The 26,089-nt window shown below is 39.1% G+C and carries 30 protein-coding genes and 1 tRNA gene; 13 read left to right on the plus strand and 18 right to left on the minus strand.

Annotation, left to right across the window (positions count from 1 at the left end):
• Window positions 1–29 precede the first annotated feature (29 nt).
• Complete coding sequence (locus P2E05_RS08320) at window positions 30–1,391, minus strand: ATP-binding protein (protein ID WP_163861167.1); 1,362 nt, start codon at window positions 1,389–1,391, stop codon at window positions 30–32.
• Window positions 1,381–2,058, minus strand: a complete 678-nt coding sequence (locus P2E05_RS08325; RefSeq protein WP_154622388.1) for a response regulator — start codon at window positions 2,056–2,058, stop codon at window positions 1,381–1,383. Before P2E05_RS08325 ends, P2E05_RS08320 begins: the two co-directional genes overlap by 11 nt.
• A gap of 175 nt (window positions 2,059–2,233) precedes the next feature.
• Here P2E05_RS08325 and P2E05_RS08330 point away from each other — a divergent pair, with 175 nt between their 5' ends.
• On the plus strand, window positions 2,234–2,476 hold the full coding sequence (locus tag P2E05_RS08330; protein ID WP_163861169.1) for a hypothetical protein: 243 nt from the start codon (window positions 2,234–2,236) through the stop codon (window positions 2,474–2,476).
• 22 nt (window positions 2,477–2,498) lie between these two features.
• On the plus strand, window positions 2,499–3,299 hold the full coding sequence (locus P2E05_RS08335) for a MipA/OmpV family protein (RefSeq protein WP_154623475.1): 801 nt from the start codon (window positions 2,499–2,501) through the stop codon (window positions 3,297–3,299).
• A gap of 84 nt (window positions 3,300–3,383) precedes the next feature.
• Here P2E05_RS08335 and P2E05_RS08340 read toward each other — a convergent pair whose 3' ends face one another.
• On the minus strand, window positions 3,384–3,644 hold the full coding sequence (locus P2E05_RS08340) for a DinI-like family protein (protein ID WP_154623476.1): 261 nt from the start codon (window positions 3,642–3,644) through the stop codon (window positions 3,384–3,386).
• 258 nt (window positions 3,645–3,902) lie between these two features.
• Between P2E05_RS08340 and P2E05_RS08345 the strand changes: the two genes are divergently transcribed.
• The gene (locus P2E05_RS08345) at window positions 3,903–4,436 is read left to right on the plus strand and encodes a GNAT family N-acetyltransferase (protein WP_276123087.1); all 534 of its coding nucleotides are present in this window, start codon (window positions 3,903–3,905) and stop codon (window positions 4,434–4,436) included.
• A gap of 21 nt (window positions 4,437–4,457) precedes the next feature.
• Here the strand turns inward: P2E05_RS08345 and P2E05_RS08350 are convergent, their stop codons facing one another.
• Window positions 4,458–4,868 carry a GNAT family N-acetyltransferase gene (locus tag P2E05_RS08350; protein WP_276123088.1) on the minus strand — a complete coding sequence of 137 codons (411 nt, stop codon included), beginning with the start codon at window positions 4,866–4,868 and terminating at the stop codon, window positions 4,458–4,460.
• A gap of 121 nt (window positions 4,869–4,989) precedes the next feature.
• On the opposite strand from P2E05_RS08350, the gene P2E05_RS08355 reads away from it, so the two are divergent.
• The gene (locus P2E05_RS08355) at window positions 4,990–5,112 is read left to right on the plus strand and encodes a hypothetical protein (protein WP_255427368.1); all 123 of its coding nucleotides are present in this window, start codon (window positions 4,990–4,992) and stop codon (window positions 5,110–5,112) included.
• Between the two features lie 63 nt (window positions 5,113–5,175).
• On the opposite strand, the gene P2E05_RS08360 is transcribed toward P2E05_RS08355, so the two are convergent.
• Entirely contained in the window at window positions 5,176–5,853 is a 678-nt protein-coding gene (locus tag P2E05_RS08360) for a DUF1345 domain-containing protein (RefSeq protein WP_272657891.1), read from the minus strand.
• 251 nt (window positions 5,854–6,104) lie between these two features.
• Here P2E05_RS08360 and P2E05_RS08365 point away from each other — a divergent pair, with 251 nt between their 5' ends.
• Complete coding sequence (locus P2E05_RS08365; RefSeq protein WP_154635578.1) at window positions 6,105–6,524, plus strand: hypothetical protein; 420 nt, start codon at window positions 6,105–6,107, stop codon at window positions 6,522–6,524.
• 15 nt (window positions 6,525–6,539) lie between these two features.
• Here P2E05_RS08365 and P2E05_RS08370 read toward each other — a convergent pair whose 3' ends face one another.
• Window positions 6,540–6,701, minus strand: coding sequence for a thiamine biosynthesis protein ApbE (locus P2E05_RS08370; protein WP_154635582.1), 162 nt, complete (start codon window positions 6,699–6,701; stop codon window positions 6,540–6,542).
• 487 nt (window positions 6,702–7,188) lie between these two features.
• On the opposite strand from P2E05_RS08370, the gene P2E05_RS08375 reads away from it, so the two are divergent.
• On the plus strand, window positions 7,189–7,515 hold the full coding sequence (locus P2E05_RS08375) for a hypothetical protein (protein ID WP_154622302.1): 327 nt from the start codon (window positions 7,189–7,191) through the stop codon (window positions 7,513–7,515).
• 197 nt (window positions 7,516–7,712) lie between these two features.
• Here P2E05_RS08375 and P2E05_RS08380 read toward each other — a convergent pair.
• The 3 genes from P2E05_RS08380 to P2E05_RS08390 all read right to left on the minus strand — a co-directional run bounded on the left by P2E05_RS08380 (window position 7,713) and on the right by P2E05_RS08390 (window position 9,829).
• Window positions 7,713–7,789, minus strand: a tRNA-Pro gene (locus P2E05_RS08380).
• A 72-nt stretch (window positions 7,790–7,861) separates the two neighbouring features.
• Entirely contained in the window at window positions 7,862–9,580 is a 1,719-nt protein-coding gene (gene yejM / locus P2E05_RS08385) for an LPS biosynthesis-modulating metalloenzyme YejM (RefSeq protein WP_163861318.1), read from the minus strand.
• 21 nt (window positions 9,581–9,601) lie between these two features.
• Window positions 9,602–9,829 (minus strand): YejL family protein, encoded by a 228-nt coding sequence (locus tag P2E05_RS08390; RefSeq protein WP_154622300.1) that lies wholly within the window; start codon window positions 9,827–9,829, stop codon window positions 9,602–9,604.
• 242 nt (window positions 9,830–10,071) lie between these two features.
• Between P2E05_RS08390 and yejK the strand changes: the two genes are divergently transcribed.
• Complete coding sequence (yejK, locus tag P2E05_RS08395) at window positions 10,072–11,073, plus strand: nucleoid-associated protein YejK (RefSeq protein WP_163861321.1); 1,002 nt, start codon at window positions 10,072–10,074, stop codon at window positions 11,071–11,073.
• A gap of 87 nt (window positions 11,074–11,160) precedes the next feature.
• Here yejK and rplY read toward each other — a convergent pair whose 3' ends face one another.
• Window positions 11,161–11,442 carry a 50S ribosomal protein L25 gene (gene rplY / locus P2E05_RS08400; RefSeq protein ID WP_154622298.1) on the minus strand — a complete coding sequence of 94 codons (282 nt, stop codon included), beginning with the start codon at window positions 11,440–11,442 and terminating at the stop codon, window positions 11,161–11,163.
• Between the two features lie 163 nt (window positions 11,443–11,605).
• A complete protein-coding gene (locus P2E05_RS08405; protein WP_269723935.1) occupies window positions 11,606–13,366 on the minus strand; it encodes a DEAD/DEAH box helicase in 1,761 nt (586 codons plus the stop codon).
• A 225-nt stretch (window positions 13,367–13,591) separates the two neighbouring features.
• On the opposite strand from P2E05_RS08405, the gene rsuA reads away from it, so the two are divergent.
• From rsuA to P2E05_RS08420, 3 genes are all read left to right on the plus strand, one after another.
• Window positions 13,592–14,296: a 16S rRNA pseudouridine(516) synthase RsuA gene (gene rsuA / locus P2E05_RS08410; RefSeq protein WP_154622296.1), complete on the plus strand. Its 705-nt coding sequence runs from the start codon at window positions 13,592–13,594 to the stop codon at window positions 14,294–14,296.
• Window positions 14,297–14,458: 162 nt separating this feature from the next.
• Window positions 14,459–15,589 carry a Bcr/CflA family multidrug efflux MFS transporter gene (locus P2E05_RS08415; RefSeq protein WP_230085779.1) on the plus strand — a complete coding sequence of 377 codons (1,131 nt, stop codon included), beginning with the start codon at window positions 14,459–14,461 and terminating at the stop codon, window positions 15,587–15,589.
• A gap of 680 nt (window positions 15,590–16,269) precedes the next feature.
• Entirely contained in the window at window positions 16,270–16,611 is a 342-nt protein-coding gene (locus P2E05_RS08420; RefSeq protein WP_163861328.1) for a hypothetical protein, read from the plus strand.
• 88 nt (window positions 16,612–16,699) lie between these two features.
• On the opposite strand, the gene mepS is transcribed toward P2E05_RS08420, so the two are convergent.
• Together mepS and P2E05_RS08430 are read right to left on the minus strand one after the other, a co-directional pair.
• A complete protein-coding gene (gene mepS, locus P2E05_RS08425) occupies window positions 16,700–17,281 on the minus strand; it encodes a bifunctional murein DD-endopeptidase/murein LD-carboxypeptidase (protein WP_154624342.1) in 582 nt (193 codons plus the stop codon).
• Between the two features lie 574 nt (window positions 17,282–17,855).
• A complete protein-coding gene (locus P2E05_RS08430; RefSeq protein ID WP_154635579.1) occupies window positions 17,856–18,479 on the minus strand; it encodes a YrbL family protein in 624 nt (207 codons plus the stop codon).
• Between the two features lie 318 nt (window positions 18,480–18,797).
• On the opposite strand from P2E05_RS08430, the gene P2E05_RS08435 reads away from it, so the two are divergent.
• Window positions 18,798–19,136 (plus strand): hypothetical protein, encoded by a 339-nt coding sequence (locus P2E05_RS08435; RefSeq protein ID WP_250000376.1) that lies wholly within the window; start codon window positions 18,798–18,800, stop codon window positions 19,134–19,136.
• Between the two features lie 97 nt (window positions 19,137–19,233).
• Here P2E05_RS08435 and yeiP read toward each other — a convergent pair whose 3' ends face one another.
• From yeiP to P2E05_RS08450, 3 genes are all read right to left on the minus strand, one after another.
• Window positions 19,234–19,806, minus strand: a complete 573-nt coding sequence (gene yeiP, locus P2E05_RS08440; RefSeq protein WP_154635581.1) for an elongation factor P-like protein YeiP — start codon at window positions 19,804–19,806, stop codon at window positions 19,234–19,236.
• A 132-nt stretch (window positions 19,807–19,938) separates the two neighbouring features.
• Window positions 19,939–21,183 carry a tryptophan permease gene (gene mtr, locus P2E05_RS08445; protein ID WP_154624868.1) on the minus strand — a complete coding sequence of 415 codons (1,245 nt, stop codon included), beginning with the start codon at window positions 21,181–21,183 and terminating at the stop codon, window positions 19,939–19,941.
• A gap of 163 nt (window positions 21,184–21,346) precedes the next feature.
• Entirely contained in the window at window positions 21,347–21,784 is a 438-nt protein-coding gene (locus tag P2E05_RS08450; protein WP_163861334.1) for a nucleotide triphosphate diphosphatase NUDT15, read from the minus strand.
• A gap of 161 nt (window positions 21,785–21,945) precedes the next feature.
• On the opposite strand from P2E05_RS08450, the gene fruK reads away from it, so the two are divergent.
• On the plus strand, window positions 21,946–22,881 hold the full coding sequence (gene fruK, locus P2E05_RS08455) for a 1-phosphofructokinase (protein WP_154624866.1): 936 nt from the start codon (window positions 21,946–21,948) through the stop codon (window positions 22,879–22,881).
• 66 nt (window positions 22,882–22,947) lie between these two features.
• Here the strand turns inward: fruK and nfo are convergent, their stop codons facing one another.
• Both nfo and P2E05_RS08465 read right to left on the minus strand, forming a co-directional pair.
• Window positions 22,948–23,790: a deoxyribonuclease IV gene (gene nfo / locus P2E05_RS08460; RefSeq protein WP_154624865.1), complete on the minus strand. Its 843-nt coding sequence runs from the start codon at window positions 23,788–23,790 to the stop codon at window positions 22,948–22,950.
• A gap of 105 nt (window positions 23,791–23,895) precedes the next feature.
• Window positions 23,896–24,975 carry a YeiH family protein gene (locus P2E05_RS08465; protein ID WP_247047877.1) on the minus strand — a complete coding sequence of 360 codons (1,080 nt, stop codon included), beginning with the start codon at window positions 24,973–24,975 and terminating at the stop codon, window positions 23,896–23,898.
• 227 nt (window positions 24,976–25,202) lie between these two features.
• Here P2E05_RS08465 and yieE point away from each other — a divergent pair, with 227 nt between their 5' ends.
• The gene (yieE, locus tag P2E05_RS08470) at window positions 25,203–26,066 is read left to right on the plus strand and encodes a DNA-binding transcriptional regulator YeiE (protein ID WP_154624863.1); all 864 of its coding nucleotides are present in this window, start codon (window positions 25,203–25,205) and stop codon (window positions 26,064–26,066) included.
• Window positions 26,067–26,089: the final 23 nt, after the last annotated feature.

The raw sequence follows: 26,089 nt of genomic DNA on the forward strand, positions 1-26,089 counted from the left end.
ACTCTGTTAACCTAGTTGCAAAAAGGGCGTTAAGGCAAATCGATAATAAAACCAACCCCTTTTTTATCTAGTCCATCGGTGACACGTATCGCTGCATCTATTTTTGTTGCGAGGTTATGAACAATGGATAGACCAAGTCCACTACCTGTTTCTGTTGTACCGGGAACACGATAGAAACGTGAAAATATTAATTGGCGGCTTTCTTCTGGAATGCCTCGACCATTATCTTGTACGGTAATCGTTGCGCCGAAAGGCGATAAATCTTTAATTGTGATTTTAATCTTTCCTTTTTTATCACTATATTTAATCGCATTTTCCAGTAAGTTGGTAAAAATTGTTGTTAATGCTAGTTTATCAGTGGTAATAAAGACATTATCTGCACTTTGTAGTTCGATATCGATATCTTGGTTTATAGCATGTGGTACATGCAATGAAGTAATATGAGAAATTAATACGGGTAAGTTAATCTGCTCTTTATTTACAGAAAAGTCTTCAGCCTCTAAGCGTGCTAAATCGATAAGCTGGTGTGATAACGACGCCGCTCGATTTAATGCTGCCTGCATGTCGTTAACGATTTCTTCTTTCTCTTTTACATTCTGTATTTGCATCAATAAATGAAGCTGAGCAATGACCGCGGCAATGGGGGTACGGAGTTCATGTGCAGCATCTGCCATAAATCGTTTTTCACGTTGGTTTGCAGCATCAACGCGTGACATGAGATTATTGATTGCCGTAATAATAGGACGAATTTCTTTATACTGCTCTTTTACTGAGATGGGAGTTAAATTCCCCGGTTTGCGGCTAGCGATAATCGTTGCAGCTTGTCTTAGCGGTCTTAAACTAAAATAAGCGGTGATGATAATTGCAATTAGCATGATGCCTAATATAAATAATAAAGGTATTGCAGTACCTTCAGCGGGGCTACCTATTATTGATTTCCTGTCAAAGTAAGACTCCCCAAGGATCACCTCGATGGAGTGTTCATCATTCCATGCGAAGGTAAAGTGCCAATTAGGATACTGTTTTTTGAGGTCATTGAACAAAATATTATCGGTTATTTTGATTTGGTCACTATTGCGATATAACACATCACCATGTTGGTTACGCACGGCAACAAATGGTCTATAGGATACCTCTAAACCATTTTCCATTGCGTCAGTATACATTTTTTGCAATGAGGTCATGATACGTTCAAAATATTCTGGGTTATTAGCAACGGTACCTAAAGTAGACGCAAAACCTTCAGTAACGATTTGCTGCTGGAGGTTAAAATCATCATCAATATCAGGTAAATAAAAAAATTGTAACCAACCTACTAATAATACCCATAACAGAATCACTGAGCTTATCTGTAAGAAAAAAGTATAGATAAAAAAGGATTTAACTTTCACTTGATTGCGCTTCTTTTTTAAGTAAATAACCGATGCCGCGAATAGTAATAATACGATCTTTACCTATCTTGCGCCGTAAATTGTGAATATGAACTTCAAGTGAATTACTTTCTATTTTATCATCTAACCCAAATAAACGTTGTTCGAGATCCGCTTTACGTACCACGTTATCTGCATTTTTTACTAATTCATATAATAGCTGATATTCTTTTCCTGAAAGCATTAATAGCTGATCATCTAATAGAACTTGATGGTTGATTGGGTTTAGTTGCAAATTATCCAATTGCCAAATTTCTGAAGAAAATCCTGCCATACGACGACTTACGGCTTTAACACGAGAAATAAGCTCAGGCATAGCAAACGGTTTTGTTAAAAAATCATCGGCACCGGAATCTAAACTGGCCACTAAATTATCCATCTGGTTTCGAGCGGTCAGAATAATAATTGGAATTGATTGGCCAGAACGACGCCAAGCAATTAATTCCTCATATCCATCACCATCAGGTAAACCTAAATCTAATAACATGAGATCAAAATTACGTGAATTTAATTGTTGTTTAGCATCGTTAAGTAATCGTACCCAAAGGGGATTAAAACCAGCAAGTTCTAGACCTCGACATAATGCTTTGCCTAGTTGGAGATCATCTTCAACTAATAAGATATTCATTTTATCACCTCTCTAGCGTGCAGTATAAGCAGCTAATATTTTTCCGACAATATAACTAAGGTAAATTCAATGAGAGATTTAATGATCTCTTAAGGTTTGTTTAACCCATTTTTAAGGTACGAAGCGCGAATAGGATTACTATTTTAACATCTTTGCAATCCTTGGAATAACTAAAATGAAATTACAATTAATTGAACTCCCTATTTTCGTTACGGTTATTCTTATCTCAATGTTTTTAATGGGAAAAAACTTTAGTCCTTCAAAGGAAATGCTCATGCCAACGCTTTCATTTAATCAGTTAGCTGAGAATACACATACTAGAAATGGTATTGAAAACGAAAGGATAAAAGACGAATTTAAAAAGAATTTGAAGCCCATAAAAGAAATTAAAGCATTTATTCGACAAAAAATTTATTAACAGAACCAGATAGGATATTTTAATGAAACGTTTGTGTTCAGCGGCAATATTAGTCACTGCCTTGTCACCCTACAGTGTTGTCGTCGCAGGGGAGAGTGTCATAGTTTTGGGAGCAGGGGGTTCTGTTATGCCTGCTTATGAAGGATCTAATAAATACTTATTTTCGCCAACCGTTGATGTGAACTACGGATATATTTCCGATGATTACGGCGTATTTAGCTTAGGGTTAGAGGGAGCAGAATGGGCTATTGGTTTAACCGAAAACTTAACGGTTTCCAGTCGGTTAGGTTATGACGCAGGACGAGATGAAAAAATAGGTATTTTGGGTCATAAGAATGAAGATTTAAAAGGTATGGGGGATCTAGATAGCTCCATGCTCGTGGGGGCAGAAATTAATTATTCGATTAATAATTTTCAGCTTTACCTTTCTGCCAATATGGCAACGAAAGATCGCCATTATGGTGGACGAAATATTGGTAGAACTGTCAATGTTGAAATGGGGGGGATTGGTTATTATCAGTTTAGTCATCGGTGGGATATCGAATATACGCTAGCAACCACCTGGGGGAATAAAGCTTACAATCAAGCTTATTTTGGCGTTTCTCCACTACAGGCGAGCCGTTCCCGTTTTAGTGAATATGATGCGGGGAGTGGATTTAAAGATGTTCATGGAGGCGCTATCCTAAACTATAACTGGAATGAAAATATAACCTTTTACACGGGGGTTGGGGCTTATTATCTTGTCGGTGATGCAGCAAAAAGTTCCATCACGGAGCAACGCCTAGGTTGGGTAGGTTTAGGTGGAGTAAGGTATACTTTTTAATTTATCATTCTGTTGATGATAAACAATAAAGGAATGCTGGACGCGATAGACGATATCCAGACATTCCTTTAATTTTATGCATGCTTAATCCTCTAACGTTTGTTCTGGGATCCAGCCATCATCCATCCATATTTCTTCTAATATCTCTTCGATACGAACCTTGTCTTGGGCAAGTTTGGTTCCAGAAATATTAATACGTTGACCAGAGCTAAAACCTACCCGAGTCACCATATCTGGGTATTGTGGGCTGAGTTTGCGCGTTATCTCAGACTCAAGAGCTTGCAACATAATATCACTAGGTTTTTGTGGTGCATTTTTATCAAATAAAATTTCAATGCGTAACATAGTCGCCTCTAACTAATACTGTGTTTGTATACAGTATTTTTAGATTGAGTCACGAATAAAGTCAATATCAGATCGATAATATTTTTTCAATGACACATAAAATATGTGCAACCACGGTTTTTTACTTTTTAAAGTTAAAATAAAACAATGCGCTAGTAAGGGTTAACACTGGATAAAAACTTAAAATGAGTTGCCTAGAAAAAGAGAATAAGTATGCTAAATAGGTTTTTTTAAGATGATAGGATAGGTTCAGGTCGCATGCTCACAGTAACAAGGTTGACTAGCAGAAACGTTTTAGAAATAGCAAATGTAAACCAACTGTATGATTCAGCATTCCCCGCTCATGAAAAAAGAAGTTATCAAGGGCGGCAAAGTATCTTTAGTCATGAGGATTATTATTTATACTATTTTTCTGATAACGGTATTTTTATTGGCTTTATAGGCAGTTGGAGAGTCGATGATTTCTTTTATGTTGAACATCTTGCAGTTTCATCGGCTCTAAGGGGGCAGGGTTATGGTCAAAAGGTCATACAGTTATTTGCTAAACAGGTGAACAACATTATCTTGGAAATTGATCCTGTCATTGATGAAATTAGTCAAAAGCGATTACGTTTTTATCTGCATTGTGGATTTAAACAAAATGAATATGCACATGTTCATCCTAGTTATCACCCAGAGTTTAAACCTCATCAGTTGGAAATATTGAGTTATCCAATAAAAATCAACCCGCAAATATATCAACGATTTAATCAAAAATTAATCAATGTTGTTATGCAACCTTCTTTACTCTAAAAATATGATGTTGCCAATTAACTAGGCTAATTGGCAAAAGTAAATAAGTTCGGGATCTCCCTCATCAAGATTATCGATGAAGCCACTTGGTTTGAATTGGGCTTTATCGAGTAATCGTTGCATCGGAGTATTTGACTGGTTAGTCGATGTAAATATTTTTTGAGTAAGGCAAGTCTGTTTAAGTTGTTGTAGCAATGAAAGACCAGCACCTTGCTGTCGAAAGGCTTGATTAACCATTATCATTTCAATAAAAGCACATTCAAAAAAATGGTAGTGTAATACCCCATAAGCGATAATTTGGTTCTGTTGTTCAATCAGGTAACAATGTTTGTTGTTGACCCATTGAGATATTTTTTGAGCTCGTTCTACCGTTGTGACACTATCAAGCTGAATGAGGGATGCTATATCAGGGGGGGTTGCTAGTCGAAACATGTGCAATGAGTATTCCTTATTGATAAACATGACTGAATTGTAAATGTGCTTAAATGAGGTATGGCTGCGATGATAAACAGTGCTAATTTAGTGAATAAATAAAACACAATGGGTTATTTCTATGAAAATAATCAAAAAACTACTCAATAGTCAATATGTTGGTTATTGTCTTACTGTCTTTATGATGGTCATCTTTGGTGTGCCGCCATCTGAATGTGAAAAAGAGATGCAAAACGATAAATAAAATTGCGTTGTACTGACTACTTGCTCAGTTTGGGTATGTTTTCGCATTTTCAGTTTAAATCAGTTAGAACAAGCTTGCGGAGATATTGATACATAATCCGAGTATAGCCATATTAAAAATAAAAGAGATGATAGATTGTAATAAAACAGCACGGCGCATAGGTGTCGATGCAACCTCAATGTCTGCTGTTTGTGATGCAACAGCAATAGTAAAAGAAAAATACATAAAGTCAGAGTAGCTCGGTTCGAGTAATTTATCTGGAAAACGTAACCATGGCTGCTGTGGTTTAGCATTACTATAATATAAGTGTGCATAGTGCATCGTAAAACCGGTGGGAAGAAGTAGCCATGATGAAATTAAAGTCGACGCTGTGAGTGCATAAGGGATGAATTTATCTGACTTAGAGAAATCACCATGACCGCCTAATGCAAAAAATAAAACTAATAAGCTTACACAGCATCCTGCAACCAAAAAGAAAATAACCATTTGAGCACTTTCGTCTTCAACTCTCGTGATTTCACGGATGTTTTTAGCTTTGTGATTCATAATACGCACAAAAAGAAATAATAAATACATCCAGGCAAAAGCATTCCAGCTGATGATCAAACTCATCATAGTATTTTGATAAGAGAGTAGTGCGAAAAAAGTAGCGAAGGCAACAAATAATGAAATAATAAAGCGTGGGCGAGAGAGAAACACATGGCGAAAAAGGCGCATAACGCGTATCGCGTAATGTAACATGACACATACCTTAATAAATATAAAAATAATATTTATTATATCAAATGTTTGAGCCTATGTAGCAATAATACAAGCCCATAATAGGGGGGGATTTCAAGTAAATACATTGCCAATAAACTATATCGACACATTAAATTTACTTTATGTGGAAAATAGGACTGTGTTACGTTATAAATTTATCGATAGCAGAATCTATTTGCTATTTTGAATCGTCAGTATCGTTATTTTATTATTATTTAGATGATCATTTTATGAATAAAATATTTTATATCATCATTGGATTATTCCTGCTCGGCGCGGCATTTTTATTTGGCATGTCAGTCGTCTATAAAAATGAAATTAGTATGATAGAACGGGTCGAGCGTGCAGTATTAGGTTATTTAGATAACCCTAAAGCGGAATCGTTTAAAAACGTCACCTATTATTTTGACAAAATATCACATAATGGTGGCGAGGTAGGGTATGTTTGTGGTTTTGTATCACGACACTATGATTTTTCAAGAGAAACAGAAGATAAGCGCTTTATCGTAAAAACCTATATACGCCCTGACGGCACAGTCCATATTTCCATCCCAATTATTGATGGGGTAGATGAAATGTTGACGGAAGAGCAAATTGATAATTTATGGAATAAGTTCTGCAAGGGACCGTCAACAGATTTACCTGCGTGATGGCGATAGTTATCTCTAAATAGCTTTATCAATTGATTTTTCAATCGATTTACAGACAGGGGAAGTCCCTGTTGCTTGCTCAATTTTGGCAGGTAACTTTCCTTCGGGAGGATCAATTTGAATCGTGCATCCATTTTGATCAGACACTTGTTTCGTTGCTGTTGAGCAACCTAACATTAGGGTTACTGCAATTAGAATGCATGAAGTTTTTATATTCACGGTTTTGACTCTTTCAATGGAAGCAATAAATTTGCTATAAATACTTTAATAAATCGAAAAATATATTGTTAGTTTTAATAAAAATCAACTAAACAATAATGACCATCTTAATAAGAGCCTTGCTCTGACTATATATTTAGATGATGCAATACGCTTATTCAACTTATTGTAGTCATTTTAATATGATGAGTATATTAAAATGAAAAAATAATAAAGGGCATAAAAGTGGTTCAATAATTTTTATTTGAGTTAAGTGTTTAGTGAAAATAAAAATTGATATTCATAATGATGGATAACGAGGATTATCTTATTTTGATGATCTCACGGCGTGGTTTCTATAATTATTAAAGTCACGACTCATCATCCAAAATAGGCGCTGGTGTTTTATTGCCTGAGCTCTGCATTTATCCTAATATTCACATACTTAACTTAAAGATGGTGATGTATGAAAAAGAGATTAGTCATTTTATTTTTAGGTTTGCTTTCATTTGGCTCAGTTGCTGAAATCACAGAAGATGACAAAGTGCCAGACATGGCTGCAAGTATTAATCGTCAAAAAGCGCTCCTTTGTGGTGAATTTAAGGAAGCGGTTAAAAGTCGTACCTGCAAGCGCTTGGTTGATAACATGGTATCCATGGCATATTTCCAAGGGCAGGTGAGTGTGAAGTGCAAGCAAAAAGCTGATGATCCTGAGTTCAAGAAAGTACCAAAGATTGATGAATTTTGTGGGAAAGCTGAGAATCTAATAAGTGACTTAAGCCCTAATGAATAACCCACTCCGGCAGGCTTTTTATTTACTGCAATTTGCATTCCCGCCAAGCTAACACTGAGTGGGGGCTAGTCTGTCCTTGGGCTGAGTGGGATGAAACGTTGGTGTAATCATGTCAGGACTTTTGCCGCCATTTTACCTTTTGAAAATTTCAGGCACAAAAAAACCAACCTCTTACGGTTGGTTTTTTTAGGGAATTCTGGTCGGCATGAGAGGATTTGAACCTCCGACCCCCGACACCCCATGACGGTGCGCTACCAAGCTGCGCTACATGCCGAACTGCCATAATAGTACTCATTTTCCCCATTAAAGCAAGACTTGAGTTGCACGACTGATTGATTTTTAAACGTTAATTTTCATTAAATCGCTTAAGCTCAGTAAAGATTTTTAGTAGCTGAGCAAGATCCGGTTTTTGGTCTTTCATTTCTTTACCCTGCAAGTCATAGATACTAAATTGACCATTTTTATCCATATATAAGGTTGCATCATCCGTTGTGATCACGACATCGTTATCATCCCCAGTAATGATCCAAGGGAATTTACGTTCTGGGCTGAATAAATCCTCGCCTTGGCTGTAGTCATCTGGGGAGTTAGAGACATGCAGCAACCGTTGCATAATTGTTGTCAATACATCTTGATGACTGGTGAGCTTATCAATTTGCTGGCTAGGTGTATTCGGCCAATAGATAAATAATGGAACTTGCATTTTTTCACGTGCAAAACGTTTCTGATTAAACCAGTCAGTGGTTTCGGATTGCTCAGCACCATTATAATTCGCGGTAATCACCACGATAGTATTTTTCATCCGCCCATCACGTATCAATGTTTCAATAACTTGATTGATTTGGGCATCCGTTTGTTGACTACCTGGCTGGCCTTTTATGTTCAAAAATGAGAACCAAGGCGATTCATTTTTCAAATTAGTCAGCCATGACGTCCATTGTGTAATGGTCTGCGCGTCGCTATCGGCTGCTTTTGCTGGCAACGAATAATCCGCCAAGATAGCTTGACGAAACAGCGGTGAATTAAACCCATCGGTAGAGAACAGACCGAATTGATAGCCTTGATGTTGTAACGCCTGTATGAGTACAGAAGCATTACGTTCATTCAGAATATTATCAAAGTAGCTAGCTGAAATACCGTAGAACAGGCCGAATAGAGCCGTATCATTACGTAAACCAGTCGTATAATGGTTAGTAAACTCGGTACTCATATCTTTAAAGGCGTTCAACGATGACATGTCATCTTGCTGCTTTTTATCGCCTAAATCGTCCACCACAATGAGCAGTAAATTATAGCCTATACCTTGGTCATAGTAGCTAAGTGGTTTCAATGGGTACTGGACTTTTAACGCCGTAGGGCTACCTTGTTGGAATACACGATTTTGATGTTCGGATAAGTCTAACAGTCCATATCGGTCAAGGAGTTTTCTGGCGGTCATAGGCTGAGACAGTGGGTAGTTATAGCGCTGCATCGTGATAGGACGATAAAAATTGGCATCTGACCATGCATACATCAAATGGGACATAACAAAGGTCGCGATGAAAAATCCGGCTAAAGGCTTACCAAAAGTTTGTCGGTTCAGACTACGTAATTTTTGCCAACTCCAAGTTGCGAATAACATTTGCACTAAGAAGATGATCGGAATAACAATAAACATAAGTTGCCATTCACGTGCCATTTCCCCTTGTTCAGGGTTAATGACGAGATCCCATACTTGTGGTGTTAGATGCAGGCCAAATTGGCTAAAGACACGAATATCAAAGATTAGCAATGTGGTGCCAGCAGTCGCAAGGGCAACACAAATTAGCCTCAGCAACCGCTGAGACATGACAATAAAGGTCAGTGGAAAAACGATGAGTAAGTAGCAAGCAAAGACAACGAAGCTAAAATGTCCTATCCAACTGACGAAGGCAAAAATACGCCCAGCAAGTGTGTCGGGCCAATCAAAAATAAACAGATAGCTACTACTTAGTCCCAGACTAAGTAGGATATTGAAAAGAGCAAACCAGTGCCCCCAACTGATCATCTGGGAGACTTTGTCACGGTAGCGCTGATGGGTCACCATACTGTTTATTTCATTATCTATTTAGTGGGATTTGTCATCTTTAACAGAAGACAGTAAAGCATTGGCGAAAGAGTCTGCAATCATTTTACGCTGTGCTGGTGCAACTGACGTGTTGAGCAGATTGGTCACCATATTGCCTAACACCATAAGTGAGAGATCTACAGGAGTATGGTTTTTTTCTAACACGCTGACAAGTTCAGCAAGTAGAGTTTCAACTTTTTCATCGCTATAGCGAGATGACTGTGGCATAAATTCTGACATCCTAAATTAGTAAAAGCCCACCTATGATAGCGTATAGCGGGATGATTTTCTTCTTTCTTAGCAAGAAATTTATCTTTGAGTGATAATAATGCTTATTAAGATTATTCGAATGAGTATTAGTTCAGCATTTAGGTGTAAAAATAGGCGCAAATGACAGTTTCGGTTGCAGATAAATAGTATCAGTGTTTGAATACGTGCGAGAATATTTCTGCTTGAATAAGGAGCCTACAATGAGTCTGGAAATTTCCCAGATAGCTTTACATCAGTTGATTAAACGTGATGAACAGACACTTGAAGTCATGTTGCGCGATTCTTTATTGTCAACCGATAACGTTGTACAAGACATGATGGCAGAATTACACCGAGTATATAGCGCAAAAAGTAAAGCTTTTGGTGAGTTTAATGAAGAAAGCGAACTGGCCGATGCGTTGAAACTGTTGCGTAAAGGTGAAGAAGAATTTCTTGGCTTTAGTCGAGCAATGACCGTGCGTTTAAAAGATGAATTGGCTAAATATCCCTTTGCTGAAGGTGGGGTCGTGTTATTTTGCCAATACCGTTATCTTGCTGTTGAATATTTATTAATCGCGGTGCTCAGTAGTTGCGATAGTATGTTTGTAACCGACAGCCTCGATTTATCGACCACGCATTACCTCGATATTCCTCATGCAGACATTGTTGCTCGTATCGATTTAACGGAATGGGAAACCAATCCCGAATCTACACGCTATTTAACCTTTTTAAAAGGGCGTGTTGGTCGTAAAGTATCTGATTTTTTTATGGATTTCTTGGCTGCGTCAGAAGGCTTGAATGCAAAAGTACAGAATAAAGGGCTAGTGCAGGCGCTCGATGATTTTTGCGATAATGCGCAAATGGATAAGAACACACGTCAAGCTTATCGTCAGCAAGTGCATGCATATTGTACGGAACAGTTACAATCCGGCGAAGAAATTGAGTTACAAGCACTGTCTAATGAATTACCAATAGTAGAAGAACAGAGTTTTGGTGATTTTGCCCGTCAAAATGATTATCAGTTAGAAGACAGTTTTCCTGCGGATAGAGGCACATTAAAACAGCTGACTAAATTCTCGGGGAGTGGCGGGGGAATCACGATCAGTTTTGATGCTATGTTGATGGGAGAACGTATTTTTTGGGATCCAGTGACGGATACTCTGACTATTCGCGGTACACCACCGAATTTACGTGATCAGCTACAGCGTCGTGGTGGAAAATAAGCGTATGTTGAAAATAAATAACGCCGCAATTGCGGCGTTATTTACTCGGCGTCCCGATAAATTCTAAAGCTCGGCTTGTGGCTTTAATTAAACGCGCAGGAAGTCAATGTGCGTCACTTTTGGTTTGAACGGGTGACGTTGAACAGCCTGAACTTTGACTTTAGTTTCTTTACCATCGATAACCAGGTTCAGAACTTCATAAAATTCTGCTTTACCTTCTTGGTTAATCACTTCATCGTGGCTAAGAGTCACAGAGATAGCTTCTTGGTTGCCACCGTAAACGATAGCTGGAAGCTGGTTTGCTCTGCGCAGGCGGCGGCTCGCACCCTTACCCTGCTCTTTACGTGCAATTGCATTGATAGTTAACATTACTATTTCTCTATACAAGAAAAAAATAAAATCCTGCTACAGGCGACCCAGCAGCAGGTTCGATATTTGGCTTGGTGTTGTTGAAGTACGCTAATGCGAAACATCCAAGCGGGCGGCATTTTAACGGAAAATGCCTACAACGGCAATCATAATCTAATTAACATCAAGAATAGAGTTGGTCAGCAACGCGGAAGCGTCCATGATAATCGAATATTTTTTGGCGGATCTCCCAATAACTTTCTTTTTTACGAGCAACAATAAATTGCGGGTATCGTAATGCGGACTGTTGGGTAACGATATCATGGGCTGACGACCATTTGAAAGGAACGCCAGGCGCTCGTAAGTGTTCACGCAAGAAACGATGCTCAAATGCACGACGTTGTGGTGTTGTATGAAGGCGAAAACGTTCTGAGACAGAAGTACCATCCTCATCATAATAGGTGATTTTTAACCATTCACCTTTATTATCGCGACCTGTTGTCATCTCCATTCCACCACAACGTAAAATTAAAGCATCTTTTAGTTTCAATGCGGCTTTTAGCATATCGTCAGGATCCGATAGCACCTCATCACATTTTTGACAGCGTCGTGCAGCGATATCATTTTCTGCTCCACAGTGAGGGCATTGCTTAAAACGAAAACGAAATTCACATTGTTGCTTGTGTCCTAACGCATTTTCTTCCCAACCTTGGCAACGGCGGCCATAGTGCTCAATAATTTGGCCATCTTCTGTGCATTTTCCCCAAAAAGTATTCGCAAATTGACAGAGTGGACAAAAAACTTGTACAGGCACACTATTCGAATTAGGTTTGCTTGAACCAACTTCAGGGCGAAATAAGTCATGAGGATTACCCGCGTAGTCTAAAATCAAACACTGAGATTTATTAGGTGATAATCGCAAACCACGTCCAACAATCTGTTGGTATAAACTGACCGATTCAGTAGGGCGTAAAATGGCGATAACATCCACATGAGGGGCATCGAAACCGGTTGTTAATACGGAGACGTTAACTAAAAAATGCAATTGTTTATTTTTAAATTGTTGGATAATCGCTTCACGTTCCATCGCCGGTGTGTCTGCGGTGACTAAGGCGGCAGTATTTTGGGGGAGATAGCTGAGTACCTCTTTTGCGTGTTCGACAGTTGCAGCAAAAATCATGCAGCCTTGTCGTGGTGTCGCATAGTCAACGATTTGAGCCACAATCTTCGGCGTAATGCGTTTTTGTTTTTGGATAGAAAGATTGAGTTCATGTTCATTGAAAATGCCCGCGGAACTGAGTGACACCTTGCTAAAATCATATTGCAGTACAGGCATGTCGAGACGTTCAGGCGGTACTAAGAAATGATTTTTAATCATATAGTGTAACGGTAATTCGTAAATACATTCGCGGAAAAAGCAATTTTCATCACCTCTGACCATGCCATGATAATGATATTGGTAAATCCAGCCTGAACCTAGTCGATAAGGCGTAGCGGTCAGCCCTAGAATTTTTAACGTTGGATTATATTGGCTAAGGCTATTGATAATTTGTTGGTATTGGCTTTTTTTATTTCCGCTAATACGGTGGCACTCATCAATAATGACCAGTGAAAAGTTGTCATGAAAGCTTTCCAGGTTGCGCGCGACAGATTGTACGCTACCAAAGACCACTTTGCTGTGGGATTGTTTACGATTTAAACCCGCAGCAAAAATATCCGCTTCTAGGCCATAAGCCCTATATTTAGCATGATTTTGTTCAACAAGCTCTTTGACGTGAGCTAGCACAAGCACTCTTCCTCGAGCTAAGCGAGCAAGTTCGGCTATCACTAGGCTTTTTCCTGCGCCTGTAGGTAGCACAATAACAGCAGGTTGCGTGTGCTGGCGAAAGTAGTGAATCGTCGCATCGACAGCATCTTGTTGATAGGGGCGGAGAACAAAAGGCATATTATTCAGCATTAATTAAAAATAGTGAGTCTCTCAGTGTTAAATTTAGGTTAACACAATGGCATGAGCTAAAAACACCACATAATTTTGAGACGCTATCACTTGTGATTAGTTATTGATATAATAAAAGATGTGAACATAATCACAATAACCTTTCAATTTTATTTCTAACAACTTGGCCGCTTTATAGGGTTGAGTTGCTATTCCATCAAATTAAGAGAATTTATGCGACTGGATAAGTTTTTGTCCCAGCAATTAGGGATTAGTCGGAGTCTGGTAACTCGCGAGCTACGTGCAGGAAAAGTCACTGTCGACGATGAAATTGTTAAATCAGGTGCGCTACAGATTAGCCCTGAACAATCGGTTGCTTATGAAGGCAGTGTTTTAGTCCATGTTACAGGTCCTCGTTATTTTATGCTGCATAAGCCTGAAGGCTACGTCTGTTCAACTGACGACCCGACACACCCGACTATTCTCTATTTTATTGATGAACCGTTAGCCGATAAGCTGCATTCGGCAGGACGCCTTGATATCGATACAACAGGGCTTGTGCTATTAACGGATGATGGTCAATGGTCGCATCGTATAACGTCACCTAAACATCATTGTGAAAAGACCTATCGGGTCGAATTAGAACACGATATTGCCGATGATGTCGCACAGCGCTTTGCTGAAGGCGTCATGCTTAATGGTGAAAAATATCCAACTAAACCTGCACAATTAGAAATAATCACGCCCAAAGAAGTCTTATTGACGATCAGTGAAGGTCGCTATCATCAAGTCAAAAGGATGTTTGCGGCTGTTGGAAATCATGTTTGTGGCCTACATCGCGAACGTATTGGTGATATATGGCTAGATGCTGAGTTGGCACCGGGTGAATATCGAGTGCTGACAGAAGATGAAATTAATAGCGTGACAGTTCCGCGCTAAATACCAAACGTAATACAAAAGAAGTTTAGTCATGCGAAGTTTATATACGCTTACTGTGTCATTGGCTCGTGCGCCTTAAGCGGAACGAGATAGGAGTTTAAAAGAGTGCAACAGCAGACATCATCCTACTTAGGATTGATATTAATATTAGGTTTATTATCGATGCTTATGCCTTTGGCCATTGATATGTACCTACCGAGTTTCTTAGCTATGGGTGAGTACTTCAATGTCGATGAAGGGCGCATCCAAATGACGCTAAATAGCTATATATTTGGCTTTGCGATAGGGCAACTGTTTTATGGACCAATGGCGGATAGCCTAGGACGTAAGCCTGTCATTTTAGGTGGTGTTATTGTATTTGCTATCGCATCGGCAGCTTGTGCACTTTCTGAATCCATCGATTCACTCATTCTGTTTAGATTCCTACATGGTTTTGCGGCAGCGGCAGCGAGTGTTGTGATTAACGCATTAATGAGAGATATGTTTACACGCGATGAATTTTCGCGAAGTATGTCTTTTGTCGTGTTAGTGATGACGATTGCGCCTTTACTTGCGCCAATTCTCGGCGGAGAAATGATGCGTTGGTTCTCATGGCACGCTATTTTCTGGAGTATTGCGATTGCTGCTGTTTTGGCTGTTATTCTAGTTAGCTTATTTATACGTGAAACGTTGCCTGTTGAGAAACGTCAGCCATTCCATTTAGGTAATACCTTAAAACAATTTGCGACCTTGTTTCGTGCAAAGCAGGTTCTATTTTATATCCTCGCAAGTTCATTTTCATTTTCAGGCATGTTTTCATTCTTGAATGCAGGGCCATTTGTCTATATTGAGCTTAACGGTGTATCTCCTCAAGATTTCGGTTACTTTTTTGGTATTAATATTGTTTTCTTATTTTTAATGACAACCTTAAATAGCCGTTATGTAAGACGCTTTGGTGCGGAGCATATGCTCTACCTTGGAATTATTGTGCAATTTACCATGGGTATTTGGTTATTAGCCACAACAGCACTTGATGTCGGTTTCTGGGCTTTAGTGCTTGGTGTTGCTGTCTATGTCAGTGGCATTGCGATGATCACGTCTAATGCGATGGCGGTGATTTTGGATAACTACCCACATATTGCAGGAACCGTATCTTCATTAGCGGGAACGATTCGCTTTTCGATTGCGGCGTTAATTGGCTCATTGATATCGTTGATTCCGGCTAAATCCGCATGGCCGATGGTTGGCTCGATGGTCGCCTGTGTTGCCTTTTCTATGTTATTTGTTTTATTAGCTAAACGCGCTAAAAAATAAACGACGATCAGTTTCTATCATGTCAAGCGGCTTCTGTTGTTTTAAGCCGCTTACCCGCATTAATTTCAGTTAGTCACCATATTTATTTGAATAGTGTTAAGTAAAAATTAACTACTCGATAAAACCGAATTCATCTTCAGTAAAATTAGAATTTCTGTATAAAAATGATCTGGGTCAACTATCATTTGATTAACGTTTGTTAAATTTATGTATTAAACTAAGCTGATTGGAGTTAAGTGAAAAATTGGTTGAGATGATGATTTTTATTCAAAATAACTCAGTTTATTATTAACCTCCGTTTAGTAATGTAAAAAAAATGGCTAATAGTTAGTCTTAATGTTGAATTTCAATAGTAAAAAAAATTTAAAGTTTAACATTCTGGGTAAAAAAATTCGTATGCAAGGATTTGTGTCACAAAAATTTAACGACACGAGCAATAATTAATGTTATATTTAGGTATGATAATTTAACAAACACGTTACTTTTGTGAGTTGTAGCGAATTCGGTTTGAACGAGGTTTGATGAAGTTTACTGAGCTCTAAGGATTAACTTAGAGGAGGGAGAATCAAATTGCTTAGGAGTAGGGGGGATTTATGGAAAAAACTCTACTCAGCGTTGATTAGGTAAATGGATCTCGTTCAGCAAATAATATGATGGTTAGGTAGCAATAGGAATTTGTTGTGGAAAAATCAGGTCTTTCGGTAGTGCACAGGCTGCCGCAAAGCTACCGCTGGTTATCTGGAAAAATAGGGACTGATGTTGAAGTGGTACCTACAGATGATTTTGGTAGCGATAAACTTGTGGGGCTGAAATTACTCAGTCATGACTGTGCGACAGATTGCATCGCAATGAAGCAGTTATCAGAATCATTGTCTGAATTGCAAATTGAAAGTGCAATTTTAGAGTGGCAAAAAGAAGTTTGCCTCTTTATTCATGCAAATGATGAGCTTGCGGCAATGTGTCGCTTAAAGGCCGATGGCGTTGCTATTGCCGAGCTTGGATCAGGTTTCTATTCGTCTTAATAAAACCGTATTGAATACAATAAAAAAGCTTCCAGTTTTTAAACTTGGAAGCTTTTTTATTGGCAAGGGATTAATGAGATTTTACAGCTTATGAGCCATTAATAACACGACGGCCCGCGTAGTATCTTTTGCTCCAATACTCATTGGTCATTTCAGAAACGATAACACCGCTACTGGTAGAAGCGTGAACAAATTTATTATCGCCGATATAAATGCCAACGTGTTTCATGCGACGACCTGTTTTAAATAAAACTAAGTCACCTGCTTTTAAATTATTGCGTTTGACGCTCTGTCCTGAAGACTCTTGTTCCGAGGTGGTGCGAGGCAAAGCAACACCGAATTGTTCGATAAAGGTGCGCTGAACAAAACTTGAACAATCAATACCACTCTTTGTTGTACCGCCTAGGCGATAGCTGACCCCTTTCCAGTTAGCGTATTGGTCCATAATTTTCGATTTGGTATCGACGCTCTGGACGAGTTGTTCAAACTCATCTTGCGAAGCCATCGCTAAAGAGTCAGAAGAACCATTTAACATGCGAGGTTCAGAGTGGGGAGTACGTTGAGCATTCTTTGAAGAATTAGGGGTAGTACAAGCTGAAAGTGCCGCGGCAATCGCGATTGCTGGTATAATGCGCAAAATGTTGCGCTTAAATTTTTCAGATGTTGCCATTATTCTCGATATCCCTTGCCATTTTGTTTTGTGTTTTTCCACACAATAAACGTAAACTTATCCCTGTGAAAAACGCATTTTATCAAATGCAACACTAGCTTTTCACAGAAAGTGTTTAATACAGAACAACTAAACTTTGTATATGAATGTAAATAAACTGCACGCCGTAGAAGAAAATGTGTGATATGTAAACACAATAACAGCCAGCTAGGCAGACACTCATCGTTAAAATTTGGCAGTTGCATACTTATTTCGCCAAACATAGAGAGCATACATAAACAGAACTGAAATGGCGAGTTAATAAGGGGATAATTTACAAAACATTATATTAAATACGAATAGAGTAAGGGTTTTGGCGGCTTTTTGTTAAAAAAATAGAACTTTAACTGTTAAGTGAACAAAGAATATAATAAAAATAACGATCTAGATCACATTTCAAGTCGGCTTGCTGCAATTATTAACGATTAAGACACTCTTAAATGTAAAGAAGTTTAAATTTACTTAAGCTGACCAACTTAAATAGTGATGGCAAACTCATTATCGTTAACCATCACTATACTGTAGGCATACCAAGTTAGCGAGTCAGTATCTGCATGTTGGCGAGTTTAATATGGTATTCGTTATATATTCGTCGTTCAAAATCAGCAAATCGGCGAGAGAGTGTTGTTCGCGCTAGCGTTGACGAAAAATAATCGACGGGAATTAAATTCGCACTGCCGAGGTTATCAATGATCACAAATTGACCATGAGGCTTATAACCTAATTGGTAGACAATATTGTAAGGCTTTAATGCCATTGTCACTATGGCGTCTTTAAATATCGTTTTTTTAAAAATATCATACGCAATTCGCATATTTTTTTGATGTTTTAAAAAATAGTTTTTATTTTTAAAAAAATAATCAAGTGTATTAGATACAGCCCCTGTTTTATCTTTAATTAACTGAAATACATAACCCGTCCCCATGTTTGTTTCCTGAGTACCATAATAATCGGAGATTGTCTCTGACGACGATTTATTTCGATAAATCCGTTTGTAATATTTTATTTCGCGTATCGTCTCTTTATCATCTCTATCTGCATGATGCACTTTTACGCATAAATCCTCACGTTCAGGATGATGATAACACGCTCGTTGCCGTCCACTGGCAATCAATTGCGATGGACTAAGTACGATAGGCTTTGCAAGTAATGTCTTCATATTATAGCCATTAAGTGAATGTGAATTAGGTCGACTAAGGCTGTTGCCTTATTTATAAAAATAAACAGGCTAATTTTAATGGATAAGAAAGAAGGAAAGTGGCAATCTGTGTGATCGCTTGTTATTTTGTGATCAGGTTATCTTATTATATTTTATTTCTTAGAGTTAAAGAAAAATAAAAAACTACGGCTATCAGTTAAATATCATTTCATTCATTCAAATTAGAATCTCGTCATTCAGTGATAAAAATAAAAAACAATTTAAATATAAATAATTTATTACAAATGACGATAACTTAATTTTTAATGGATGCTTTTTATGAAACTTATAGTCAATAAAATTTCCATAGCAGCAATATTGGCAATCACAGTCATTAACTATTTACCAATAGCACAAGCGAAAGAAAAAACAGTAATCGGTAGTGGCACGATTACATTTACGGGGGCTATCGTTGCATCGCCATGTCAAATCGGGACATATCAGGAAAATGTTCAAACCACTTGCTGGAACGATAGCGGTAAGCCCGTGACAACGCAAATCTCCCTAAAGACCTTAAAAAAAGGCACTCAAGAGCTGCCAAATAACAAAGGGACTCAAAGCTTTAAATGGATAGATAAAGCACAGACTCTGGGTGTGTATACACTGATATATAACTGATTTGAAAAGAGTCATATGATTTAAAGCAGGAAAGCGAATTCAAATTGTATAAAGTTCGAAAGCCCTATGGGCGTCCGCCCATAGGTGATAACAACAATTAATCGCAGCGACCCATATAACGACGCTCAGGAATATGGATACGAATTTTTTCGCCGCTGGTGAGGTATTCAGGAACTTGAACCGTTAAACCGGTAGCCATTGTTGCAGGCTTTGTACGTGCGCTCGCAGAAGCCCCTTTAATGGCGGGAGTGGTTTCTACGATGACCATATCGACAGTTTGAGGTAATTCGAGTGCAAGGACTTGACCATCCATTGTTAGCACTTGCATGCCAGGTAGGCCTTCTTCAGGAATAAACAATAATTCCTCTTCAATATCCGCACGTTTAAATAGATAAGGCGTATAGTCTTCATTGTCCATAAAGACATATTCATCACCATCGATATAAGAGAAACTAACAGCTCGGCGAGTGAGTGAGATAGTCTCTAAAATATCATCACCTTTAAAACGCTCTTCGACTTTTTGCCCTGTTTTAATGTCAGTAAAGCGCATTTTGTATAAAGTGCTGGCACCACGAGCGCTTGGCGCTTGAATATCAATGTCTTTAACCAACAACAGTTTGCCATTGTAATTCACTGCAAAACCGCGTTTGATTTCATTGGCCTTTGCCATATATAACCTTCTTGATTGTCTTCATAAAAGAGTGCGACAAAATTACTCGCAGATAGGCGATTAGGCAAGATAGTAAACACATTTTTCAGCAAAAAAATCTCCCCAGTGACTTAGCTGGGGAGGGATGTTCAATTAATAGACTGGGAGTAACCCAAATAAGGAAAGTATGTGTGCTACAGCATTAATGACACCGAATAGAATGACAAACAGAATAATACTGATACCACCAGGAGCCTGATAGCTGTTGTTTGGAAAACGTTTACGACTCGCTTTAGCCATTAATGCAGGTACGATGACAGCCCAAATTGTCGCGGCAAGACCAGCAAAACCAATCGCGTAGATAAAACCATTAGGGAAAACGAGTGCAAAGACAGTTGGTGGCAAAAATGTGATTAGGGCAGATTTAAAGCGACCTTGTTTGCTGTCATTAAATTTAAAGAAGTCAGCAATAAAATCAAATAAACCAAGTGATACACCTAAAAATGAACTTGCCAATGCCATATAGGAAAATAGCGTCAAAAATTGGGAAATGAAATCGCTATTCGTCGATGCATTCATTTGTTTCAATAATGCACCAATGTTATTGCCTTCTTCACGAATTTGAATAAACGCGGAGCGTGGGATGTTACCTTGAACCGCATACTGCCACAGGATATAAATCGCAACAGTAATAATAGCGCCATACACAAGACTACGTACAACAGAACGACTATCTTTATTGTAATACTTAACTAGACCTGGAACATTACCGTGATAACCAAATGACGTTAATAAGTAAGGTAATGCAGCGAGTGCATACGGTAAATAGTGGGCATTACCTTGATCGACTTGGTTGAGTAGAATTGAAGGGGATGCTGTTGTGACCATGCCACCAATAGACATCACAAAGGTGATGACCATACCGCCGATTAAAATCGTGCTTAAACGGTCAACGGCACGTGTCGATAACCAAACAAAGAAAGCGACCAGAAGCGCAAAGAACAACCCAGAAACGGCTTGAGGAACCGCCATGTAACTAGATAAGTTCTCAGAAATAATGGAGCTTCCCGCGGATATATAAGCATAAGTCAAAATATACAGCACGAAAGTAATGGATAGACCATTAAGTGAGTTCCATATCGGTCCTAATAAATCTTTGACCATAGTATGAAAGCTGGCACCAGCAGGGTAATTCATATTGGCTTCTAAAATCATTAACCCTGAAAGCAGCATGCAAACAAAGGTATAGATTAAAAGCACGATAGAGCCTGTAAACCAAACACCAGAGGTCACCATGGGGATTGAAAACATACCAGCGCCAACGGCTGTACCCGCGATAATCATTGCGCCACCTAAGATGGAGGGCTGTTTGATTGTTTTTGTTGTATCAACAGACATGGGAACTCCCGATTAATGTTTCTTTGTACTAGCTTAATGATACAGACGGTGTGTGTTGATGTAAATAATAATTAACGGACAAATGTAAAAAATTAAGAGTAATTATAATGAGTTGGATGATTATTGTACAAATGACGCAATGCCATTTGCACAAAAGGAAGCCTTAAGCGGGATGGTGATAAAATTGTTGGTTCAACCATAGGTCGATAGCATTGCGGCTAGCTTCAAAGTGTGGTTCAGGCAACTCATTAGGCGCAACCCACATTAGGCTTTCACACTTATCAGCCTCCATAATTTGCGGCTCTACGTCACCGTTGTATTCAACATGCATACAAATAGAAACGGTATGTTTGCCTTCCTGTTGATAGGTATTCACATTATTACTAATACCAAAAACAGTTGGGGTAGTAATATCAATACCAATTTCCTCTTTTATTTCACGAATAGCACATGCCTCGAATGATTCACCCGCATCGACGTGCCCACCGAAAATAGACCAGTACGGTGCGTGTTGGCTGCTGCGTTTCCCCATTAAAATTTGGCCTTGTTGATTCGTGATAATGACTCCCACACCAACGACAACACCATCAACAATAGACATGAGTTCTCCTTATATTCTTTATTTTAAGCCGGCTAATATTGCCAGTTTAGTCTAGAAAAACAATCAGGAAAAACTACAAATATCACTGAAGCCATTGTGTTTTAATGGTATAACTATGGTTAGCATGTATACGACAATAACGATAAGGGAGATTCGAGGTTATGACTCGCCGGGTTGCTACAATTACATTAAATCCTGCTTATGATCTTGTTGGGCTGTGCCCATCAATCGAAGTCGGTGAAGTCAACTTAGTGAAAACAGCTAGCCTCAATGCAGGAGGCAAAGGGGTTAACGTCGCAAAAGTTTTACGAGACCTTGGAATCGATATCACCGTAAGTGGTTTTATGGGAAAAGATAACCAAGAAGAGTTCCAACATTTTTTCAGTGATAACGGAATGGCAAACCGTTTTCATATGGTGCCAGGTAGGACAAGAATTAACGTTAAATTGACGGAAAATAACGGTGAATCGACCGATTTTAATTTTTCTGGTTTTGATGTTAGTAAAGAAGACTGGAATCGTTTCTCAACGGAATCACTCAATTGGTTAGGCCATTTTGATATGGTGGTGGTCAGTGGAAGCTTACCGAATGGTATTGAAGCTGAGGAATTCACTCGCTGGATGAGCCGACTGCGTCAATTGTGCCCGTGTATTATTTTTGATAGCAGCCGTGAAGCATTAAAAGCGGGTTTGAAAGCATCGCCATGGTTAGTTAAACCCAATCGCCATGAATTGGAAATGTGGGTTGGGCGCAAGTTACCCGATCTGAAAGATGTCATTGAAGCGGCACATGAACTTCGCGATAAAGGCATCTCTCATGTGGTGATATCGTTAGGTGAAGAAGGCGCGTTATGGGTCAATGCCTCAGGCTCTTGGTTGGCTAAGCCACCACATTGTGAAGTTGTCAGTACCGTTGGTGCTGGTGACTCGATGGTAGCGGGCCTAGCGTATGGATTGTTAAATGGTGAGTCGAGCGCACACACACTCCGTATGGCAACGGCAATTTCAGCACTATCGGTCTCACAACCGGATGTTGGCTTAAAAAATCGTAATAAACTTGCGGATATGATGGCAAAAATTGAAATGGAGTCTTTGTAAATAACCCCATTACAAGATGCATAATTTCAAGGCGGTTAAGGAAACTTACCGCCTTGATTCTATTGATTAGTTTTGCTGTGACTTCAACCACGCAATCTCTTGAGGCCAAATATCAGGATTAATGGTTTCCAAAATCAGAGGAATGCCATCAAAACGTGGGTCTTTCATAATATAACTAAAAGGGGTATAGCCAATGTTGCCTTCACCTAAACTGTGGTGGCGATCGACTCGGCTGGCAAATTCACTTTTTGCATCATTGAGATGCATGCCTTTAAGGTATTGAAACCCGACAATGTCTGAAAACTGTTGAAAGGTGTCTTCGCAAGCGTCTTCCGTACGTAAGTCGTAACCAGCGGCAAAGGCATGGCAAGTGTCAATACAAACGCCAACGCGGCTTTTATCATCCACATCTTCAATAATTTTTGCTAAATGCTCAAACCGATAACCTAAATTTGAGCCTTGGCCCGCGGTGTTTTCAATAACAGCGATAACACCTTGCGTTTCATTTAATGCGATGTTGATGGATTCCGCGATACGTGCCAAACAATCATCAACTTCAATTTTTTTGAGATGGCTACCTGGGTGAAAATTGAGTAAATCAATGCCCAACTGCTCACAGCGTTGCATCTCATCAATAAAGGCAGCGCGTGATTTTTCTAAGGCTTCGACTTCTGGATGACCTAGATTAATTAAGTAACTGTCATGAGGTAAGATTTGATGCTTACCATAGCCATATTTGGTGCAGTTAGCTTTAAACTTTTCAATGATTTCTTCGGTCAGTGGAGGGGCTTTCCACTGGCGCTGATTCTTTGTGAATAACGCAAATGCCGTGGCGTTAATTTCATGGGCGCGAATGACGGCTTGATCAACGCCTCCGGAGGCGCTGACATGTGCTCCAATATATTTCATTATTGACTCCTTTTTTAAGGAAGTATGCCATTAATAGGGAAATAAATGAAATGAACAAACAAGGCCGCATAAATAGCGGCCTTTAGAGAAGAGATGGGAAGGTAATTAAAGCATCATTTGGATAATCGCGTTGATGATGACGCCACCAACAATCAACCATGCAAATAGGATCAGCGCCATTAATAAAGGTTTAATACCTGCTTGACGTATTGCGCTAACGTGTGTGGTGAGGCCGAGTGCTACCATTGCCATTGCTAATAATACAGTATCTAAAGTAATAATGTGTTTCACGATGACTGTAGGTAATAAATCAAAGGAATTAAATGCAGCCACTAAGATAAAAATCACCGCAAACCAAGGAATAGTAATTTTGCTTTTTTGTGTATTTTCACTGTTAGTGACGATTGAACGACGGCTTAAATAGGCGGATAAAAGAATTAAGAAAGGCGCTAACATCATGACACGAATCATTTTTGTAATGACGGAAGCATTTTCAGCATCAGGACCGATAGTATGGCCGATAGCAACCACTTGAGCGACTTCATGGACTGTTGAGCCTACATAAATGCCAAAAGTATCTTGTGTTTGGGTAAACCAACCGAAATGTGCGTTAAGCTGATAAAGCCATGGGTATACAAAAATCGCAATAGTACCGAAAATGACCACGGTAGACACTGCAACGGCAACTTTACTCGCAGAAGCCTTTACGACAGGCTCTGTCGCCATTACCGCCGCAGCCCCGCAGATACTACTACCCGCACCGATTAAAAAGGTCGTTTCATCATCGAGCCCAAAGACTTTTTTACCTAACCAGAAAGCCAAGAGGAAAGTGGAGGTAAGCGTTAAAGCATCAATGAGTAGCCCTGTGGCACCCACATCGGTGATTTGTTGAAAAGTTAAGCGAAAGCCATACAGTATGATACCGGCTCGTAAAAAATAGTGTTTGGCAAACTTTATACCGTTATCACAACGCGCACTCATCACAGGGTAAACGGTGTTACCCACAATAATACCTAAGAGGATTGCGAGAGTTAGCGCCCCTAAACCCACATCAATAAACCATTGCTGTTCACCAAGAAACATCGAAAGAGCGGTTAAGATCCCCGCTAAAATAACACCTGGAATTAGCTTGAGAGCGGGATGACTTGTGCTCTGTACTAATGTTTTTGTATTGCTTTTATCCATAACTTTACCTTCTGTTACTACTGATACCCATTAACAAAAGCTGCTAATTATGGGTATAGATAATTTTGGAATAAGCATATAACAAAACTTTTAATAATTTAAATTGATTGTTTGTATATAATCAATCTAAAAAACAGGTTATAAGTTTCTTCTGGTAAGTTGGTAATAAATCATTAATATTAACAATATTATTACAAACTCAAGTGAACAATGTGGGAGCTACCTGTATGCGAATAACACTTAGGCAACTCGAAGTATTTACGGAAGTACTGAAAAGTGGCTCCACCACGCAGGCATCTCAGTTACTCGCTTTGTCACAATCAGCAGTGAGTGCTTCTTTAACTGATCTGGAAGGGCAACTCGGAGTGCAACTTTTTGATCGTGTTGGTAAACGTCTTGTAACGAATGAGCATGGGCGGTTATTGTATCCAAAAGCGCTAGCATTACTTGAACAAGCCCTTGAAGTTGAGCAACTCTTTAAAAAAGAGATGGGGGCTGTGCGCCTTGCCGCCAGTACCACTATCGGCAACTATATGCTACCGCCTTTGTTGGCAGAGTATCGTCATGATCACCCCACCATCCCACTCGAGCTGAACATTAGTAACACGGAAGAAGTTATCAAATCGGTAATGGAATTTCGTGCCGATGTCGGGTTAATTGAAGGGGTATGCCATAGCCCAGAATTAATCACAGAGCCATGGCTAAAAGATGAGCTAGTTATCTTTGCTGCACCAAATAACGCTTTAGCTGGCAAACCGTTAACATTAAAAGAGTTGCGTGATGCCCCTTGGGTATTGCGTGAACGGGGTTCTGGAACGCGTGATGTCCTTGACCAGCTTTTGTTTGCTCATCTCCCTGGTTTTCATATTTTCATGGAACTCGGAAATTCCGAAGCGATTAAGCATGCCGTGCGTTTTGGTATGGGAATTAGCTGTTTATCAAGGCGTGTTATCGATGAACAACTGGCAAATGGTTCTTTAGTTGAGCTACAAGTTGCCGATCTGCAATTGCAACGTACACTGTATTTGATTTATCACCGTCAGAAACATTTATCGAACGCGATAAAAAATCTATTGGCATATTGCAAGTAACATATTGAATATTATATAAAAAT

This window comes from Providencia stuartii (assembly GCF_029277985.1).
Lineage (GTDB): Bacteria > Pseudomonadota > Gammaproteobacteria > Enterobacterales > Enterobacteriaceae > Providencia > Providencia zhejiangensis.

Excerpts from the sequence above, each read along its gene's own strand:
- P2E05_RS08325 (WP_154622388.1), bottom strand. The coding sequence starts at position 2,058 with ATGAATATCTTATTAGTTGAAGATGATCTCCAACTAGGCAAAGCATTA.
- P2E05_RS08330 (WP_163861169.1), top strand. The coding sequence starts at position 2,234 with ATGAAATTACAATTAATTGAACTCCCTATTTTCGTTACGGTTATTCTT.
- P2E05_RS08335 (WP_154623475.1), top strand. The coding sequence starts at position 2,499 with ATGAAACGTTTGTGTTCAGCGGCAATATTAGTCACTGCCTTGTCACCC.
- P2E05_RS08340 (WP_154623476.1), bottom strand. The coding sequence starts at position 3,644 with ATGTTACGCATTGAAATTTTATTTGATAAAAATGCACCACAAAAACCT.
- P2E05_RS08345 (WP_276123087.1), top strand. The coding sequence starts at position 3,903 with ATGCTCACAGTAACAAGGTTGACTAGCAGAAACGTTTTAGAAATAGCA.
- P2E05_RS08350 (WP_276123088.1), bottom strand. The coding sequence starts at position 4,868 with ATGTTTCGACTAGCAACCCCCCCTGATATAGCATCCCTCATTCAGCTT.
- P2E05_RS08355 (WP_255427368.1), top strand. The coding sequence starts at position 4,990 with ATGAAAATAATCAAAAAACTACTCAATAGTCAATATGTTGGTTATTGT.
- P2E05_RS08360 (WP_272657891.1), bottom strand. The coding sequence starts at position 5,853 with ATGTTACATTACGCGATACGCGTTATGCGCCTTTTTCGCCATGTGTTT.
- P2E05_RS08365 (WP_154635578.1), top strand. The coding sequence starts at position 6,105 with ATGAATAAAATATTTTATATCATCATTGGATTATTCCTGCTCGGCGCG.
- P2E05_RS08370 (WP_154635582.1), bottom strand. The coding sequence starts at position 6,701 with ATGTTAGGTTGCTCAACAGCAACGAAACAAGTGTCTGATCAAAATGGA.
- P2E05_RS08375 (WP_154622302.1), top strand. The coding sequence starts at position 7,189 with ATGAAAAAGAGATTAGTCATTTTATTTTTAGGTTTGCTTTCATTTGGC.
- yejM (WP_163861318.1), bottom strand. The coding sequence starts at position 9,580 with ATGGTGACCCATCAGCGCTACCGTGACAAAGTCTCCCAGATGATCAGT.
- P2E05_RS08390 (WP_154622300.1), bottom strand. The coding sequence starts at position 9,829 with ATGCCACAGTCATCTCGCTATAGCGATGAAAAAGTTGAAACTCTACTT.
- yejK (WP_163861321.1), top strand. The coding sequence starts at position 10,072 with ATGAGTCTGGAAATTTCCCAGATAGCTTTACATCAGTTGATTAAACGT.
- rplY (WP_154622298.1), bottom strand. The coding sequence starts at position 11,442 with ATGTTAACTATCAATGCAATTGCACGTAAAGAGCAGGGTAAGGGTGCG.
- P2E05_RS08405 (WP_269723935.1), bottom strand. The coding sequence starts at position 13,366 with ATGCCTTTTGTTCTCCGCCCCTATCAACAAGATGCTGTCGATGCGACG.
- rsuA (WP_154622296.1), top strand. The coding sequence starts at position 13,592 with ATGCGACTGGATAAGTTTTTGTCCCAGCAATTAGGGATTAGTCGGAGT.
- P2E05_RS08415 (WP_230085779.1), top strand. The coding sequence starts at position 14,459 with ATGCTTATGCCTTTGGCCATTGATATGTACCTACCGAGTTTCTTAGCT.
- mepS (WP_154624342.1), bottom strand. The coding sequence starts at position 17,281 with ATGGCAACATCTGAAAAATTTAAGCGCAACATTTTGCGCATTATACCA.
- P2E05_RS08430 (WP_154635579.1), bottom strand. The coding sequence starts at position 18,479 with ATGAAGACATTACTTGCAAAGCCTATCGTACTTAGTCCATCGCAATTG.
- P2E05_RS08435 (WP_250000376.1), top strand. The coding sequence starts at position 18,798 with ATGAAACTTATAGTCAATAAAATTTCCATAGCAGCAATATTGGCAATC.
- yeiP (WP_154635581.1), bottom strand. The coding sequence starts at position 19,806 with ATGGCAAAGGCCAATGAAATCAAACGCGGTTTTGCAGTGAATTACAAT.
- mtr (WP_154624868.1), bottom strand. The coding sequence starts at position 21,183 with ATGTCTGTTGATACAACAAAAACAATCAAACAGCCCTCCATCTTAGGT.
- P2E05_RS08450 (WP_163861334.1), bottom strand. The coding sequence starts at position 21,784 with ATGTCTATTGTTGATGGTGTTGTCGTTGGTGTGGGAGTCATTATCACG.
- fruK (WP_154624866.1), top strand. The coding sequence starts at position 21,946 with ATGACTCGCCGGGTTGCTACAATTACATTAAATCCTGCTTATGATCTT.
- nfo (WP_154624865.1), bottom strand. The coding sequence starts at position 23,790 with ATGAAATATATTGGAGCACATGTCAGCGCCTCCGGAGGCGTTGATCAA.
- P2E05_RS08465 (WP_247047877.1), bottom strand. The coding sequence starts at position 24,975 with ATGGATAAAAGCAATACAAAAACATTAGTACAGAGCACAAGTCATCCC.
- yieE (WP_154624863.1), top strand. The coding sequence starts at position 25,203 with ATGCGAATAACACTTAGGCAACTCGAAGTATTTACGGAAGTACTGAAA.